Source organism: Oscillospiraceae bacterium (assembly GCA_025758045.1).
Classification (GTDB): Bacteria; Bacillota; Clostridia; order Oscillospirales; family Ruminococcaceae; genus Gemmiger.
In genome coordinates this window covers 2,731,356-2,746,863 of record CP107208.1, presented here as the reverse complement: position 1 = coordinate 2,746,863, position 15,508 = coordinate 2,731,356, and the positions used below count along the sequence as shown (strand labels likewise).

Sequence of the window (15,508 nt, the reverse complement as noted above, 5' to 3'; positions counted from 1 at the left end):
ATTATGCAGAGTGTCATGGATCGGGATATTGACCATATCCTCGTCTCGGAAGAACAGCTCAAGACCCGCGTGGCTGAGCTGGGCACGCAGATCAGCAAGGACTATGCAGGCAAGAATCTGCTGCTGGTCTCCATTTTAAAAGGTTCGGTCGTCTTTATGGCGGACCTGATGCGGGCTGTCAGCATCCCGTGCGGCATCGACTTTATGGTCGTTTCCAGCTACGGCGGAGCCAACACGTCCTCCACGGGCCTTGTCAAGATCATCAAGGATCTGGACGCTGACCTCTCCGGTAAAGACGTGCTGATCGTCGAAGATATCCTGGACACCGGCATCACCCTGTCTCACCTGGTGCCGATGCTGAAGATGCGCAACCCCAACAGCGTTAAGCTCTGCACCATCCTCAGCAAACCCAGCCGCCGCAAGGCGGACATTGAGCCGGATTACTGCGGCTTTGAAGTTCCTGATGAGTTCGTTGTCGGCTACGGTCTCGACTATGACGAAAAATATCGCAATCTGTCGTATGTCGGTGTCCTCAAGCCGGAAGTGTATTCCAAGTAAAGCCCGGGTGGGCGTAAAATCGTCCGGCCTCGCGCCGGTTTTTAGGAGTTGATTTCTTGCAGCGCAAACCTCGTTTCAGCGGCATCCTGCTGGTTGCCGTGCTCATGGTAGTGGTACTGCTTTTCGTAAGTCTCTCGCCGCTGGTGGCGGCTTCGGCTTCCAAGCATGTCAATTACTCTGACATCTACTATTATTTCCAGAATCAGCAGGTAACCTCTTACCGGCTGGACCGCAACACCAACCTCCTGGAGATGTGGCTTAAAGAGGGCAAGAAGCCTCTGCCGGAGGATACGTCCTCCACGGCAGATCTGCCGTCTGGCGGCTTGCTGACCAACCTCAGCGGCAGCCAGGACGATGAAGACGAACTGCCCGCCAACGGCGGAACCGTCTACGTCAGCTATAAGCTGCCCTACGGCGGCGACTTCAACACCGGCAAGATCACCGAGTTTGTGGACGCCTACAATGAGGCCAACCCTGACGCCCCGATGATCTTCGACTACGTGGCCGTCAAGACCAGCGTGCCCTGGTTGGAGATCATCTTCTACTCGGTCATGCTGGGCAGCGTCGGTATGCTGTTCATGTCGATGTACCGCGGCGGTGCGGGCGGCGGCATCATGAATGTCGGCCGTGCCAAGGTCAAGGACCAGCAGGAGAGCCAGCGCAAAGCGACCTTCGCCGATGTGGCTGGTGCTGATGAAGAAAAGGAAGAACTGCAGGAAGTTGTCGAGTTCCTCAAGGCTCCCGGCAAGTTCAATACTTTGGGTGCACGTATTCCCCACGGCGTGCTGCTGGTGGGCCCTCCGGGTACTGGTAAAACGTTGCTGGCCCGTGCCTGCGCAGGCGAGGCGGGTGTGCCGTTCTACGCCATCTCCGGCTCTGACTTCGTCGAAATGTACGTCGGTGTCGGTGCCTCCCGTGTACGTGACCTGTTTGAAAAAGCCAAAAAGACCATGCCGTCCATCGTCTTTATCGATGAGATCGATGCCGTGGGCCGCCAGCGCGGCGCCGGTTTGGGCGGCGGCCATGATGAACGCGAGCAGACCCTGAACCAGCTGTTGGTCGAGATGGACGGCTTCGATGCCAACGATGGCGTCATCGTGATGGCTGCTACCAACCGTGCCGACATCCTGGATAAGGCGTTGCTGCGTCCCGGCCGTTTTGACCGTCAGGTCTATGTCGGTTTGCCCGATGTAAAGGGCCGTGAGGAGATCCTCAAGGTCCACACCAAGAACAAGCCCCTCGGCCCCGATGTCAGCCTGAAGACCATTGCACGTTCCACGGCTGGTTTCTCCGGCGCTGACCTGGAAAACCTCGTTAATGAGGCTGCGCTGCTGGCAGCCCGCAAGGGAAAGAAGGCCATCACCGAGCCGGAGATCGAGGAAGCTTCCGTCAAGGTCATGATGGGCCCCGAAAAGAAGAGCCATGTGGTCACCGACGAGGAGCGCCGCCTGACGGCCTACCACGAGACCGGCCACGCCATCACCGGCTACTTCAGCAAGCACCATGACCCGGTGCATCAGATCAGCATTATTTCCCGCGGCGGTGCAGGCGGCTATACCATGTACCTGCCCGAGAAGGACCCCAGCTATGTTACCAAGACCGCGATGTTTGAGAACATCGTTACCTCCTTGGGCGGCCGTGTGGCTGAGCAGCTGGTGCTGGAGGACATCTCCACCGGTGCATCCAGCGACCTGGAGCAGGCCACCAAGACTGCCCGCGCCATGGTTACCCGTTATGGCTTCTCTGAGCGGCTGGGCCCCGTGGTCTACGGCGGCGATCCCGGCGAGACTTTCCTGGGCCGCGACTTCGGCCAGGGAAAAGGCTACTCCGAGGCGATTGCATCCGAGATCGACAACGAGATCCGCGACATCGTGGATGAGGCCTACGAGACGGCCCGCCGTATCCTGACCGAACACATGGCCGAACTGCACAAGGTCTCGGCCGTGCTGATGGAGCGCGAGAAGATCAGCGGCGAAGAGTTCAAGACCCTGATGGAGGGTGGCACCCTGCCGCCCTATGACCTGGCCAACGGTAAGACCGCCGAACCGGCAGCACCTGCCGTCCAGGCCGAACAGCCGAAATCCGATACGGATGCCGAGCAGGTTACGGACCAGCCCGACGTGCAACAGTAAAAAGTAGGTGTGAACCATGGATCAGAATTTTTCCTTGATGGCGCAGTCCCGCGCCAACTATTATACGGCCGGCAGCCCGGTCCAGTTTGTTCGCGTAGAACTGCTGAAAGGTGACGTCACCGGCGAAGTTGCGGTTTGCCTGACCTTCAAAAACGTCGGCACTGAGCCGCTGACCGGTCTGGTCGTCCATTTCAAATGTAAGGACGCCGCAGGCCAGGTCCTGTGCGAGGACGATTTCTATTACGAGCAGCTCAATGCCCAGCCCGGCGAGGTCTTTGGCAGTGACGATGCTGTCTATGTCAGCGATACGCCGGTCTCCAGCGTGGAGGTCGAGCAGGACCGTGCGTTCCTGAACGGCCGCGGCGTCGACCTGCGCGCCTACAAGCGTGTGCGCCTGCAGCTGCCCCGCGTGCTGCCCGCCTCCATCGCCCGCACCCTGCAGAACCGCACCGGCAACGCCCAGCTGACCTGCGTGCCGCAGGATAACGAGTACGGCTGGTTCTGCGCCTGCGGTGCATTCCATCCCAATGAGGAAAACTCCTCGGTCTGCTCGGAGTGCGGCGGCGACCGTGCCCAGATCAAAGCGACCTTGACCAACATCCTGGAGGATGCCCGCCGTGCGGCCGAGCGCCAGCAGCAGGAAATCAATGCCGTGGCCCAGCAGGCTGCCCCGCAGCAGCCTGTGGCCCCCAAGGCTGATCCCGCCGCCACCGCCGCCGCTGCCCAGGCTGCCATCAACAGCCAGATCGAGGATGACGCCGGTGCTACCGCCGCCTACGACCCCAAGAGCTTTGCCGCCCACGACGAGGAACAGGACGAGGAGGACGAGCGCGTCCGCCGCTACGCCCCCAAGGGCCGTCTGTTTGCCGATGATGACGACGATGACGAGGGCACCCAGATGTACGACACCGACGAGCTAGATGACGATCTGGACGACGATGATGACGAGGATTACGCCCCTCGCAAAAAGCGCGGCCGCTATGCCGACGATGACGAGGTGAGCGAAGACGATGAGATGGCCGAGCGTATCATCCACTGGGCCCCGCCGATCACTGCCATTGTCTGTGCGCTGATCATTGCGGTCTCGCTGGTCTATCATTTCGTCCTGGCGTAAAATACGGACATAATGAAAGCACGGTGCTCCACGCAGGGCACCGTGCTTTTTGCGTACCGGGCATTTGTTTACAATTTGGCAATGGATACCGCCCCACTGCTGTGCTATACTACTCAAAAATAAGAAGGGAGCCAACGCTTATGTGTACGGCAGCATCCTACCGGACCAAAGACCTGTACTTTGGCCGCAACTTGGATTATGAATTTTCTTACGGGGATGAGGTGACCATCACCCCGCGCAACTACCCGTTCACGTTCCGTCGGGCGGGGGAGATGCGCACCCACTACGCCATGATCGGTATGGCCTATGTGGCCGAGGAGCATCCGCTCTACTACGATGCTGTCAACGAGAAAGGCCTGTGCATTGCAGGGCTGAACTTTGTGGGCAACGCTGCCTGCCAGTCGGAAACGGACGGAAAGGACAACATCTCGGTGTTTGAACTGATCCCCTGGCTGCTGGGCCAGTGCGCCGACTTGAACGAGGTACGCGCCCTGTTGGCCAAGCTGAACCTTGTGGACATCCCATTTAACGCCCAGCTGCCCACGGCAAAGCTGCACTGGCTCATCACTGATCGCACCGGCAGCATCACGGTAGAGGCCGTGGCCGATGGCCTGCATGTGTACGAGAATCCTGTAGAGGTGCTGACCAACAACCCGCCGTTCCCGCAGCAGATGGCCATGCTGGCCAACTACCGCGCCCTCAGCCCCCGGACCCCGAAAAACACTTTCGCTCCCGGCGTGGATCTGCCGGAACTCAGCCGCGGTATGGGCGGCATCGGCCTGCCGGGCGACCTTTCCTCGATGTCCCGCTTTGTCAAAGTGGCTTTTACCCGGGGCAACTCGAAATCGGCCGACGACGAGATGAGCAGTGTCAGCCAGTTCTTCCACATCCTCGGCTCGGTAGAGCAGCAGCGCGGCTGCTGTGAGCTGGATGACGGCAAGTACGAGATCACCCTCTACACAAGCTGCTGCAACGCCGATACAGGTGTCTATTACTACACGACCTACGATAACAACCAGATCACCGCTGTGTCCATGCACCACGAAGATTTGGATGGTGTGGCCCTCGTGCATTATCCCATCATCCAAAAGCAGAACATTTTCTGCCAGAACTAAAAGTAAACCGAAAACGCCCCGCGGCCTTGCCAAGCAAAAGCAGAGCTGCGGGGTGTTTGATTTTATAAGAAAAATGTGTAAGGTTTAGTCAAGCTCAATGCCGCAGGCACGCAGGGCACGTTCAAAAGACTTGGGGTTCTTGTACAGGATGCCGGTGATGCCCAGGTTGTAGGCGGCCTGGGCGTTGACCTTGTTGTCATCGATGAAGATCGACTCGTCATACGCCAGGTTGCAGGTCTGCATCAGGGTGGTATAGATGGCCGGTTCCGGCTTGCACAGGTGCACCTCACAGGAGGCAATACCGCCGTCAAACAGTGAGAACCATTCCCGCTGGCGCAGCTCGTCCATAATATCCGCTGGGATGTTGGTCAGGTAGTACAGGCGGTATCCGGCGGCTTTCAGCTTTTGCATGGTGTGCACAGTGGATTCCTTCGTGCGCAGGATGGTGGGCCACTCGTCGATGACGGTCTGCACCTCAAATACGCGGTTGACGCGGGCGGCGTTTTCCAGCATCGCAGCGTTGCCCTCTTCACGGGTGATGGTGCCGCGGTCCAGGTCCTGCCACTCCTGGCTGCCAAAGGTCAGCTCGTACACAATTTCCTCGGCGCGTTTGTTCATAAAGTGGTCCATCAGAAAATCTTTGGGATTGAATTGCACGACCACGCCGCCGAAATCAAAAATAATATTTTTATACATAAAACCCTCCGCAAAAGAGAAGTATTGATTCCTTACTTGGTTTCTAAGTATATCAGTATACCATAAATTCACCGATTTGTCCAAGAAACAATTCCACCCTTACCGCATACAATAAAGCGGCGAAAAATCGCACACCAAAGGGGGAGTGGACCATGACGCTGCGTGACCTGGCCCGGAAGGATGTGATACGCCTTTCCAATGGCGAAAACCTGGGCCGCATCGATGATATTGAGTTTGAGGAAAAATCTGCCCGCCTTACCGCTGTGGTGCTGCATGGTCGCAGCCGCTGCCTGGGGCTGTTGGGCAGCGACGACGACCTTGTGATCCCGTGGCAGAGCATCAAAACCATTGGCACGGATGCCGTAATGGTGGAGCCTGACCCGGATGCCGACCTGCACCGCCACCGATAAAATCGTATAATTTATGTAAAACCTGCGAAATTCAAGTGCAATTATCTGTACAGTATGCTATAATAAATAGAATTACAGTACCGTGGGGGAAAATGTATGCAAAAACAGCAGCCTAACCGAAAAGTACTGCTGTTTTTGGCCACACTGGTGGTGCTGGCAGGCATTGTATGGGGCGCGTTATTCTTGATTGCCCCGATCTGGCAGCCCGGCACACCAGTCGCGTATATGCCAGCACTGCCGCAGACGGAAGCCGCCGCCGAGAGTGCGCCGACACAGCTGGTGGACCTGAACACCGCCGATGCCGAAACCTTGCAGACCCTGCCCGGCATCGGCCCGGCCAAAGCGGCAGCCATCATTGCCTACCGGGTAGAGCACGGCCCTTTTGCGGCGCTGCAGGATGTGGCCAATGTCCCCGGTATATCAGAGCAAATGACAGAAAAATGGGCAGGCCTGGCACAGACGGGAACGCCCGCCGAAAAGGCACCATAAATAGGGAGGAATCACCTTGGAAAAGTCCGAGAGCATCTTTATCAACCGTGAGCTGAGCTGGCTGGACTTCGACAGCCGCGTGCTGGCGTTGGCCAAAGAAAAAACCGTGCCCCTGGGCGAGCGCCTAAAATTTGCCGCCATCTTCGGCAGCAATATGGACGAGTTCTTCATGGTCCGCGTCGGCTCGCTGTACGACCAGACGCTGGTGAAAAACAACAAGACCGATAACGTCACCCACATGACGGCGGCGGAGCAGATTGCTGCTATCACGCCCCGCGTGGCCGAGCTGCAGGCAAAGTGCGACAAATACTTCCAGCATCTTGTCACTGCTCTGGCGCAGGAGGGCTACCGCAAGGTGGACTTTACCAAGCTCAGCAAGCAGCAGGAGCATTTCTGGAAAGCTTATTTCCAGCGCGAGCTCCTGCCGCTGCTCAGCCCGCAGATCGTGGATTCCCGCCATCCGTTCCCGTTTTTGAACAACAAAGATATTTACTACATGGCTCAGCTGCGCAGCAAAAACGACGGCGTTTGCTACGGCATCGTGCCCGTCAGCAGCCAGTTTGAGCGCGTGCTTTTCATCAAGGACGGCGAGGAGACCTGCTTTGCCTTCGTGGAGGAGCTGGTCGCCCACTATGCCGCTACCATCTTTGCAGGCAGCAGCGTGCAGAAGCAGTGCCTCTTCCGCGTGACCCGCAATGCGGATATTACCGTGGACGAGGGCATGATGGACCACGACATAGACTTCCGCGATGTCATGAGCGACCTGCTGAAAAAGCGCCGCAAGCTGGCGGCTGTGCGCCTGCAGTTCTGGCCGGACGCTCCGCAGGAGATCGTCAAGTTCCTGCGGGAGAAGCTGGTCGTCCCGGCGGACCGCTGCTATGCCCAGACCTCGCCGCTGGATACCGGCTGCCTGTTCAAACTGGCTGGCCGCATCTCCGGCGACGGCAGCCACAACGCCATGTTCTACCCGCCGGCCAAGCCCATGCAGGCCCCGGCAGGGTACGACCTGTACACCGAGGTCCGCAAGCACGATGTGCTGCTGGCCTACCCGTACCAGAGCATCCGCCCGTTCATCCGCATGCTGCTGCGCGCTGCGGCGGACCCGGACGTCGTCTCCATTAAAATGACGCTGTACCGCATGGCCAGCGACTCTCAGATCGTCAATGCGCTGATTGCCGCTGCAGAAAACGGCAAGGAAGTCGTAGCCATGGTCGAGCTGCGCGCCCGCTTTGACGAGCAGAACAACATCGACTGGTCCAAACAACTGGAGGATGCCGGCTGCACGGTATTCTACGGCTTTGACGATTACAAGGTCCATTCCAAACTGACGCTCATCACCAGCCGCAAGGATGGCAAGTACAAATACTTGACACAGATCGGCACCGGCAACTATAACGAGAAAACCAGCGAGCTGTACACTGACCTGTCCTTCATTACCACCCGCCAGGAAATCGGCGAGGAAGCCAGCGCCGTGTTCAACAACATGGCCCTGCAGCGTCTGACCAGCGAGGCCGACACCATGCTGGTAGCGCCGCTGCGCTTCAAGAGTGTGCTGCTGGAGGAGATGGACCGACAGATTGCACTGGCCATGCAGGGCAAGCCTGCGTCGATGGTCCTCAAAAACAACTCCATCAACGACCCGCAGATCATTGATAAGATCAGCGAAGCCAGCTGCGCCGGGGTGCGTGTAGACATGATCGTCCGCGGCATCTGCTGTGTGCGCGCCGGTGTGCCCGGCCGCACCGAAAATGTGCACATCCGCAGCCTGGTGGGCCGTTATCTGGAACATTCCCGTATCTACTGCTTCGGCAGCGGCGAGAATATGCGCATCTACATCGCTTCCGGCGACTTCCTGACCCGCAACACCGAGCGCCGCGTCGAAGTCGGCGTGCGGGTGGACGACCCGGCTATCGCCAAAAAGCTGCGCGGCATTTTGGACTTGCAGCTGCGGGATACCGTCAACGCGCGGGAAATGCAGCCGGACGGTACCTACACCAAGGTCAAGCCCGCCCCGGGCCAGCCGCCGGTGGACAGCCAGATGGCCATGTTCGGCTATTTCCAGAACGGCTTTGAGCAGGCCGCCGAAAAGTCTGCCCCCGCCGTAAAGCCCGTGGCTAAACGTGCAGCCGCCGCAGCCCAACCCGCTGTGCGTGCCCGCAAGGCCGCCGCCCTGCGCCCGGCCAAAACCGGCCTTTTGCAAAATCTCTTTGGCCGTAACAAAAAGTAAGGAGAACCCAAAAGTATGAAAACCTGTGTAGTGACCGCCAATTACAGCTGCGACCCCAACAAGGTGTGGCTTTACCTGACCAAGCCCACCCTGAACCACTGGCGCAGCGATGTGAGTGAGTACGAGGAGAGTGACGACGGCCTGAAAGGCGTCGAGCATAACACCGACGGCGGCACGACCGAAATCGTTTTTACCCGCAAGGATAAGGCCCGCCATCTCAGCTGCAACTTCCGCAAAGGCAAGATCAACGGCACCTTTACCGCCATCCTGATGGGCGGCGGCGACTCTACCAGTTTGGAGTGCACGCTGGACGTGGACGGCCTTGGCCTGTTCACCAAGCCCCAGAAGCTGCTGGATGAGCGCTTGGAAATGCTGCGCAAAGCCCTGGGCGTATAATCTGTAAAACGTAAAACGGCGGCGAGAGTTTGTGCCTAACGCATGGACTCCCGCTGCTTTTGTATTGCTGCTCTATTTGGCTCCCCGTCTGCATACAATCTGGTAAAAGGAGGTGGGGACCATGTGGGAAAATGCCGCACCGCAAAGCGAAAGCCAGAAACCGCCGCCCCCGCGTCCAGCCTGTGAAAACGGGGGAGACACCCTGCTGTGGGGGCAGATGCTTTTTTGTACGGTGGTGCTGCTGGTGGCGCTGGCCGCGCGGATGATGGGCCTGCCGTTTTACCCGGAACTGCGCCGCACCTTTGCCCAGGCTATGCAGCCGGAGCAGGATTTTTTCCTGAGCACAGAGCGTTACTTCTCTAAATTTACAGAGAAAGCCGCCGCTGCTATCGCCCAGGCTCTGCCCGCAACGTCGGAAACAGCCCGCCAGCCCCGCCGCAAACCCAAGCCTCCCGCCAACGCGCGTGAGGAAAGTTACACGCCAAACTTCCCGCTGCTGTTCCCGCTGCCAGGCGGCTCCTGTACCCGTACCTCCGGTTACGGCTGGCGCACCGACCCCATGGGCGGTGGGGGAACGGACTTTCATTTGGGGCATGACCTGGCTGCTGCTACCGGCACGCCGGTGCTGGCCGCAGCAGACGGCGTAGTGCGTGTAGCGGGCAAGCATGCCAGCTATGGCAACTACCTGCGTATTTTGCACGCGGACGGTGACGAGACCCTTTACGCCCACATGCAGTATCTCTTCGTCAGCACTGGGGCGGTGGTCACGGCGGGGCAGGTGCTGGGCGTTGTGGGCGAGACCGGCAACGCCACCGGCCCGCACCTGCATTTTGAAATTTTGCACAAAGGGCTGCGCTATGACCCGGCACAGGCGTTGCAGGATGCGGCGTAAAACGCGCCTGCGGCTGCGCGCCCCGGCGGTAACATTGTTCCTGCTGGCCTGCCTGCTGTCGCTGGACGGTACCGGCGTGCTGCGCACAGGGCTGCTGTGCGCCATCCTGCACGAAAGTGCCCACGCCCTCGTGTACCGCAAACTCTGGCACCGCTGGCCGGATCTGGCGCTGTCGCCCTTCGGCATCTGTTTACAGCTTCGCAGTGTGCCGATGACACCCGAAGAAGAACTGCGGCTGGCCTCCGCCGGGCCGCTGGCAAACCTGCTGGCCTGCTGCACGGTGCTTTTGTACATGCAGACGGCGGGGCAGTACAGCTACAGCGGCTACTGGTTTGCCTGCACCAACCTGCTGGTGGGCGGGGCCAATCTGCTGCCGCTGCCGGGGCTGGACGGTGCGCACATTTTACATGGAATGTTTTACAGCCTTGACAAGCGGCACCGAATATGATAAAGTGAAACCTGTTAAATGCAATGAAGGGAACCAGTACGCAGCCTTTCCTGTTCCAGAGAAGCCCCGGTCGGTGCAAGGGGTCAACAGCAGGTATGCCGAATACATCCCGGAGCAGCAGGCCGAATCAACAGTAGGCCGTGCCGTGTACGCACGTTACAGCGTTTGGGTGTACGCAGCCCTTTGTCTGCCGCACCCGCGAAGGCTTGCCGCCGCGAGGGGCAGGCAAACAGAGGTGGTACCGCGAACTTTCGCCCTCTGCCAAATTTCACATTTGGCAGGGGCTTTTATTTTTGCCCTTGCCGCAACAAACGGGAGGTAAATTCCATGACGATTTACGACGAACTGAAAGCCCGCGGCCTGATCGCACAGGTTACGGACGAAGAAGAAATCAAAGAGGTAATCAACAACGGCAAGGCTACGTTCTACATCGGCTTTGACTGCACGGCCGACAGCCTGACCGCTGGCCACTTTATGGCCCTGACCCTGATGAAACGCCTGCAGCAGGCAGGCAACCGTCCCATCGCCCTGATCGGCGGCGGCACCACCATGATCGGTGACCCCTCCGGGCGTACCGATATGCGCAAAATGCTGACCAAAGAGGACATCGACCATAACGCCGAGTGCTTCAAGCGCCAGATGGAGCGCTTCATCGAGTTTGGCGACGGCAAGGCTATGATGCTGAATAACGCCGACTGGCTCCTGAACCTCAACTACATCGAGCTTCTGCGCGAAGTCGGTCCCTGCTTCAGCGTGAACAACATGCTGCGTGCTGAGTGCTACAAGCAGCGCATGGAGAAAGGCCTGTCCTTCCTCGAGTTCAACTACATGATCATGCAGAGCTACGACTTCTACCACCTGTTCCAGAATTACGGCTGCAACATGGAGTTCGGCGGTGACGACCAGTGGAGCAACATGCTGGGCGGCACCGAGCTGATTCGCCGTAAGCTGGGCAAGGACGCCTACGCCATGACCATCACCCTGCTGACCGACTCTCAGGGCAAGAAGATGGGCAAGACCGCCGGCAACGCTGTTTGGCTCGATCCCAACAAGACCAGCCCGTTTGAGTTCTACCAGTACTGGCGCAATGTCGGCGATGCAGATGTCCTCAAGTGCATCCGCATGCTGACCTTCCTGCCGCTGGAGCAGATCGATGAGATGGATCACTGGGAAGGTGAGCAGCTCAACAAGGCCAAGGAGATCCTGGCCTACGAGCTGACCAAGATGGTCCACGGCGAGGAAGAAGCCGAGAAGGCCCAGGCCACTGCCCGCGGCCTGTTCAGTGGTGATGCTGACCACGAGAACATGCCCGCCACCCAGCTGGATGCCTCCCTCGTTAAGGACGGCACCGTCGGTCTGCTGGCTGCCATGGTCGCCGCTGGCCTGTGCGGCTCGAACCGTGAGGCCCGCCAGCTGGTCCAGCAGGGTGGTGTTCTGGTGGATGGCGAGAAAGTCACCGACCCGAAGGCTGCCCTGACCGTCGAAGCGTTGAACAAGGGTGTTGTCATTAAAAAGGGTAAAAAGGTCTACCACAAAGTGACCCTATAATACGCAATAAAGCAGGCCGCTGCCGCCGGAGACACCGTAAGTTCCCGGGGCGGCGGCCCTTTTTACAGGAATTACACAGATTACTTGCCCCCATTGCAGATTTGGGATATAATAAGGGCAGTCGTTGAATTTGTAGCCGGAGGAACCCCATGCCTAAAGATAAGCTGAAAACGATCTACGTCTGCAACCAGTGCGGCGAGACCAGCCCCCGGTGGATGGGCCGCTGCCCCTCCTGCGGGGCGTGGAATACGATGACCGAGGATGTAGTGGCGGAACCGACCAAAAGCAGTTCCCGCGCCGCAGCCCCCGTCCGCGTGACCGGTCAGACGAGCCTGACGCCCCAAAAGCTGAAAAACATCAGCACCACCGAGGAGAAAAGCCGCATCGTCACCGGCATCAGTGAGCTGGACCGCGTACTGGGCGGCGGCATCGTCATCGGCAGCGTTACGCTCATCGGCGGCGAGCCGGGCATCGGCAAATCCACGATTTTGCTGCAGCTTTGCAGCGAGGTCAGCAAAACCAAAAACGTGCTCTATGTTACGGGCGAGGAATCGGTGCGGCAGATCAAACTCCGCGCTGTGCGTCTGAACGTGCCTGAGGACAACATCTCGCTGGTGGCAGAAAGCGACGTGGACGAGATCTGCGGTCTGATCGAATCTATGAAGCCGGACCTCGTGGTCATCGACTCTATCCAGACGATGCGCTGCACCGATATTTCCTCTTCGGCTGGCACAGTCAGCCAGGTCAAGGAAAGCTCGGCCCGCTTTTTAAATGTAGCCAAAACGCTGGAAATTCCCACCTTCATCGTGGGCCACGTCAACAAGGATGGCGCCATCGCAGGCCCCAAAGTCATGGAGCATATCGTGGATACGGTGCTGTACTTTGAGGGCGACAAGACCCTGCCGTACCGCGTACTGCGCGCGGTCAAAAACCGCTATGGCTCCACCAACGAAATCGGTATGTTCGATATGACCGGCCGCGGCCTTGCCCAGATCGAGAACCCCTCCCAGGTCATGCTGGAGGGCCGTCCTCTGGGAATCAGCGGTACCTGCGTGGCCTGCGTGATGGAAGGCACCCGCCCGGTGCTCAGTGAAGTACAGGCGTTGGCCACCAAGACCAATTTTCCCAGCCCCCGGCGGACGGCCAGCGGCTTTGACTATAACCGCATGTACCTGCTGCTGGCGGTACTGGAAAAGCGCGCGGGGTATAACTTCTCCAGCCAGGACGTGTATGTTAACATCATTGGAGGCCTGAAGCTGGACGAGACCGCCTGCGACCTGCCGGTTTGTATTGCGATGGCATCCAGCTTTTTGGACCTGCCGGTGGGTGAAAAGACCATCGCTATCGGCGAAGTGGGCCTGGGCGGGGAAGTGCGCAGCGTGACGCACCTGGAGACCCGCCTGCGGGAAGCCCAGCGCGTGGGCTTTGATACAGCCATCGTACCCAAGCACAATTTAAAAATGATCGATCCGGCCCAGTTCCCGGGCCTCAAGCTGGTGGGCGTCTCCTACCTGCGTGAAGCGATCAACACGATAAAATTAAAGTGAGGAGAAAACCATGCCTGACCAGAATCAACCCAAAGCACCGGCGTTCAACCCGAAGCTGAAAGATGCCATCGTAGCGCTGAAAGCCGAAAACAACCCCAAAAACCTCAATGCCGTTCTCAACGAGCTGGTGCGCTCTCCGCTGCTGGCACCGGCCAACTTTGACCTGCAGGGTCAGTCTGCCCCTACGCCCGGCCCGGATGGCCGCGTGCAGCTGCCCCCCAACACCAAAATCAACCTCATCATGGTCAACAGCCCCGAGGGCAAACACTACTACCTGGGCTTCAGTGATTGGGACGCTGTACATGCATGGCAGAAGAACCCGGAGCAGGGCCGGCAGGTTATCATGCTGCGCTTTGATGACTTCGCCAATATGGTCTCGAAGAACCCAGATGCCTCCGGTATAGTCATCAACCCCGGCGAGAACAGCCTGCGCCTGGAGAAGCCACTGATCGAGTCCGTCAAAAAGCAGAAGGACGAAATCGCCAAGGCCCTGGCCCAGCAGCGCGCCGCTGTCACCCAGATCAAGCCGGGCGACAAGGTTACCATCGTGGAACCCAGCGTCCTGCCGGACGAGCTGGCCGACCCTATCTGCGAAGTGCTGGCTCAGGCTCCCGGCGTCGGCTCTGCCTACCTGCAGATCATGATCATCAACGATGAGGCCAAGAGCTACCTGCTGGTGCTGGACGGCCCCAAGGATGACAAGTTGTTTTCCGCCGTTGCCAAGGCAGCACGCCCCTATCTGATGGGCCGCGAGAAGAAGATCGACCTGAACATCACCACGTCCATCTCTCCGCTGGGGCAGCAGGGCATGCGCGGCAGTGAGCCGTTCTACCGCAAGGGCATCGGTCGCATCATGGACGAGGACGACGACGAATAATCCTGTTTGTACATAGCAATGAAAACTGCACACCCGTAAAGCGTGAAAACTCTGCGGACGTGCAGTTTTTTATTCGGATTTTCTTGCATCTTGGCTGTAAAAATAGTACAATATACAATATATGTGTTTGTGCATCTGGCACAGGAATCCGAAGGTATGAGGTGTAGGATATGGTTTTGAGCATGACAGGCTACGGCCGCGCCGGCGCACTGCTGCACGGGCGTGACATCAAGGTGGAACTGCGCAGCGTCAATGCGCGTTTCTTTGAGTATTCTTCCCGATTGCCGCGCTCCTGCGCGTTTCTGGAAGACAAGCTGAAAAAGCTGGTGGCTTCCAGGGTCAGCCGCGGCAAGGTGGAATTAAGCCTTTCCATCCAGACGGTCACAGCCGCCGATACCGTGGTGTCGGTCAACTGGCAGCTGGCCGAGGGCTACCGCGCCGCCCTGAACGAGATGGTGGAGCGGATGGACCTGAAAAACGATGTCTCCGTTGGTATGCTTTCGCGTTTCCCCGATGTGCTGACCCAGACTGCTGCCCCCACCAACGAGGAAGAACTCTGGCAAGATGTGCAGTCGGTGGCTGAAAAGGCCGTGGATGCCTTTGTGGCTATGCGCGCCGTCGAGGGCGAAAAGCTGAAAGAGGATGTGGCGGGCCGCCTCGATACCATCGAGACGCTGGTCGGCCAGATCGAGGAAAACAGCGCAGGCCGCGTGCAGGCTTACAGCGATAAGCTCTACGCCCGCCTGCAGGAACTGCTGGGCGACCGCAACATCGACGAAAGCCGCCTTGTTACTGAGGCTGCCATCTTTGCCGATAAGACCGCTATCGATGAGGAGACCGTCCGCCTGCACAGCCATGTGGCCCAGTACCGCGAGATCTTGACCCTGGATGAGCCCATCGGCCGCAAGCTGGACTTTTTGACCCAGGAGTTGAACCGTGAGTCTAACACCATCGGCTCCAAGTGCCAGGATGTAGCCATCACCCGCCTGGTGGTGGAGCTGAAATCCGAGATTGAGAAGATTCGCGAACAGATCCAGAACATTGAGTAAGCGGGGGCAT

At 58.6% G+C, this 15,508-nt stretch carries 15 protein-coding genes and 1 other annotated feature; of the genes, 14 read left to right on the top strand and 1 reads right to left on the bottom strand.

What is annotated here, in order from left to right:
• Positions 1-3: 3 nt before the first annotated feature.
• The 4 genes from hpt to bsh all read left to right on the top strand — a co-directional run bounded on the left by hpt (position 4) and on the right by bsh (position 4,919).
• Positions 4-558, top strand: coding sequence for a hypoxanthine phosphoribosyltransferase (gene hpt / locus OGM81_12870; protein ID UYJ43205.1), 555 nt, complete (start codon positions 4-6; stop codon positions 556-558).
• Positions 559-662: 104 nt separating this feature from the next.
• A complete protein-coding gene (ftsH, locus tag OGM81_12865) occupies positions 663-2,690 on the top strand; it encodes an ATP-dependent zinc metalloprotease FtsH (GenBank protein UYJ45011.1) in 2,028 nt (675 codons plus the stop codon).
• A gap of 16 nt (positions 2,691-2,706) precedes the next feature.
• Complete coding sequence (locus OGM81_12860) at positions 2,707-3,804, top strand: hypothetical protein (protein ID UYJ43204.1); 1,098 nt, start codon at positions 2,707-2,709, stop codon at positions 3,802-3,804.
• Between the two features lie 140 nt (positions 3,805-3,944).
• Positions 3,945-4,919 carry a choloylglycine hydrolase gene (gene bsh, locus OGM81_12855; GenBank protein ID UYJ43203.1) on the top strand — a complete coding sequence of 325 codons (975 nt, stop codon included), beginning with the start codon at positions 3,945-3,947 and terminating at the stop codon, positions 4,917-4,919.
• A gap of 84 nt (positions 4,920-5,003) precedes the next feature.
• On the opposite strand, the gene OGM81_12850 is transcribed toward bsh, so the two are convergent.
• The gene (locus OGM81_12850; protein UYJ43202.1) at positions 5,004-5,615 is read right to left on the bottom strand and encodes an HAD family phosphatase; all 612 of its coding nucleotides are present in this window, start codon (positions 5,613-5,615) and stop codon (positions 5,004-5,006) included.
• Positions 5,616-5,767: 152 nt separating this feature from the next.
• Between OGM81_12850 and OGM81_12845 the strand changes: the two genes are divergently transcribed.
• The 10 genes from OGM81_12845 to OGM81_12800 all read left to right on the top strand — a co-directional run bounded on the left by OGM81_12845 (position 5,768) and on the right by OGM81_12800 (position 15,498).
• Positions 5,768-6,025 carry a YlmC/YmxH family sporulation protein gene (locus OGM81_12845; GenBank protein ID UYJ43201.1) on the top strand — a complete coding sequence of 86 codons (258 nt, stop codon included), beginning with the start codon at positions 5,768-5,770 and terminating at the stop codon, positions 6,023-6,025.
• A gap of 96 nt (positions 6,026-6,121) precedes the next feature.
• The gene (locus tag OGM81_12840; protein UYJ43200.1) at positions 6,122-6,514 is read left to right on the top strand and encodes a ComEA family DNA-binding protein; all 393 of its coding nucleotides are present in this window, start codon (positions 6,122-6,124) and stop codon (positions 6,512-6,514) included.
• 16 nt (positions 6,515-6,530) lie between these two features.
• Positions 6,531-8,741 carry a polyphosphate kinase 1 gene (gene ppk1, locus OGM81_12835; protein UYJ43199.1) on the top strand — a complete coding sequence of 737 codons (2,211 nt, stop codon included), beginning with the start codon at positions 6,531-6,533 and terminating at the stop codon, positions 8,739-8,741.
• Between the two features lie 15 nt (positions 8,742-8,756).
• Positions 8,757-9,137 (top strand): hypothetical protein, encoded by a 381-nt coding sequence (locus OGM81_12830; protein UYJ43198.1) that lies wholly within the window; start codon positions 8,757-8,759, stop codon positions 9,135-9,137.
• A gap of 121 nt (positions 9,138-9,258) precedes the next feature.
• Positions 9,259-10,029 carry a M23 family metallopeptidase gene (locus tag OGM81_12825; GenBank protein ID UYJ43197.1) on the top strand — a complete coding sequence of 257 codons (771 nt, stop codon included), beginning with the start codon at positions 9,259-9,261 and terminating at the stop codon, positions 10,027-10,029.
• The gene (locus tag OGM81_12820) at positions 10,019-10,477 is read left to right on the top strand and encodes a hypothetical protein (protein UYJ43196.1); all 459 of its coding nucleotides are present in this window, start codon (positions 10,019-10,021) and stop codon (positions 10,475-10,477) included. The genes OGM81_12825 and OGM81_12820 overlap by 11 nt, the downstream gene beginning before the upstream one ends.
• A 14-nt stretch (positions 10,478-10,491) precedes the next feature.
• Positions 10,492-10,739 (top strand) — a binding site (T-box leader).
• Between the two features lie 65 nt (positions 10,740-10,804).
• Positions 10,805-12,025, top strand: coding sequence for a tyrosine--tRNA ligase (gene tyrS / locus OGM81_12815; GenBank protein ID UYJ43195.1), 1,221 nt, complete (start codon positions 10,805-10,807; stop codon positions 12,023-12,025).
• Positions 12,026-12,174: 149 nt separating this feature from the next.
• Positions 12,175-13,572: a DNA repair protein RadA gene (gene radA / locus OGM81_12810; GenBank protein ID UYJ43194.1), complete on the top strand. Its 1,398-nt coding sequence runs from the start codon at positions 12,175-12,177 to the stop codon at positions 13,570-13,572.
• A 10-nt stretch (positions 13,573-13,582) separates the two neighbouring features.
• Entirely contained in the window at positions 13,583-14,449 is an 867-nt protein-coding gene (locus OGM81_12805) for an enhanced serine sensitivity protein SseB (GenBank protein ID UYJ43193.1), read from the top strand.
• 170 nt (positions 14,450-14,619) lie between these two features.
• Entirely contained in the window at positions 14,620-15,498 is an 879-nt protein-coding gene (locus OGM81_12800; protein ID UYJ43192.1) for a YicC family protein, read from the top strand.
• Positions 15,499-15,508: the final 10 nt, after the last annotated feature.

Excerpts from the sequence above, each read along its gene's own strand:
- hpt (UYJ43205.1), top strand. The coding sequence starts at position 4 with ATGCAGAGTGTCATGGATCGGGATATTGACCATATCCTCGTCTCGGAA.
- ftsH (UYJ45011.1), top strand. The coding sequence starts at position 663 with ATGGTAGTGGTACTGCTTTTCGTAAGTCTCTCGCCGCTGGTGGCGGCT.
- OGM81_12860 (UYJ43204.1), top strand. The coding sequence starts at position 2,707 with ATGGATCAGAATTTTTCCTTGATGGCGCAGTCCCGCGCCAACTATTAT.
- bsh (UYJ43203.1), top strand. The coding sequence starts at position 3,945 with ATGTGTACGGCAGCATCCTACCGGACCAAAGACCTGTACTTTGGCCGC.
- OGM81_12850 (UYJ43202.1), bottom strand. The coding sequence starts at position 5,615 with ATGTATAAAAATATTATTTTTGATTTCGGCGGCGTGGTCGTGCAATTC.
- OGM81_12845 (UYJ43201.1), top strand. The coding sequence starts at position 5,768 with ATGACGCTGCGTGACCTGGCCCGGAAGGATGTGATACGCCTTTCCAAT.
- OGM81_12840 (UYJ43200.1), top strand. The coding sequence starts at position 6,122 with ATGCAAAAACAGCAGCCTAACCGAAAAGTACTGCTGTTTTTGGCCACA.
- OGM81_12830 (UYJ43198.1), top strand. The coding sequence starts at position 8,757 with ATGAAAACCTGTGTAGTGACCGCCAATTACAGCTGCGACCCCAACAAG.
- OGM81_12825 (UYJ43197.1), top strand. The coding sequence starts at position 9,259 with ATGTGGGAAAATGCCGCACCGCAAAGCGAAAGCCAGAAACCGCCGCCC.
- OGM81_12820 (UYJ43196.1), top strand. The coding sequence starts at position 10,019 with ATGCGGCGTAAAACGCGCCTGCGGCTGCGCGCCCCGGCGGTAACATTG.
- tyrS (UYJ43195.1), top strand. The coding sequence starts at position 10,805 with ATGACGATTTACGACGAACTGAAAGCCCGCGGCCTGATCGCACAGGTT.
- radA (UYJ43194.1), top strand. The coding sequence starts at position 12,175 with ATGCCTAAAGATAAGCTGAAAACGATCTACGTCTGCAACCAGTGCGGC.
- OGM81_12805 (UYJ43193.1), top strand. The coding sequence starts at position 13,583 with ATGCCTGACCAGAATCAACCCAAAGCACCGGCGTTCAACCCGAAGCTG.
- OGM81_12800 (UYJ43192.1), top strand. The coding sequence starts at position 14,620 with ATGGTTTTGAGCATGACAGGCTACGGCCGCGCCGGCGCACTGCTGCAC.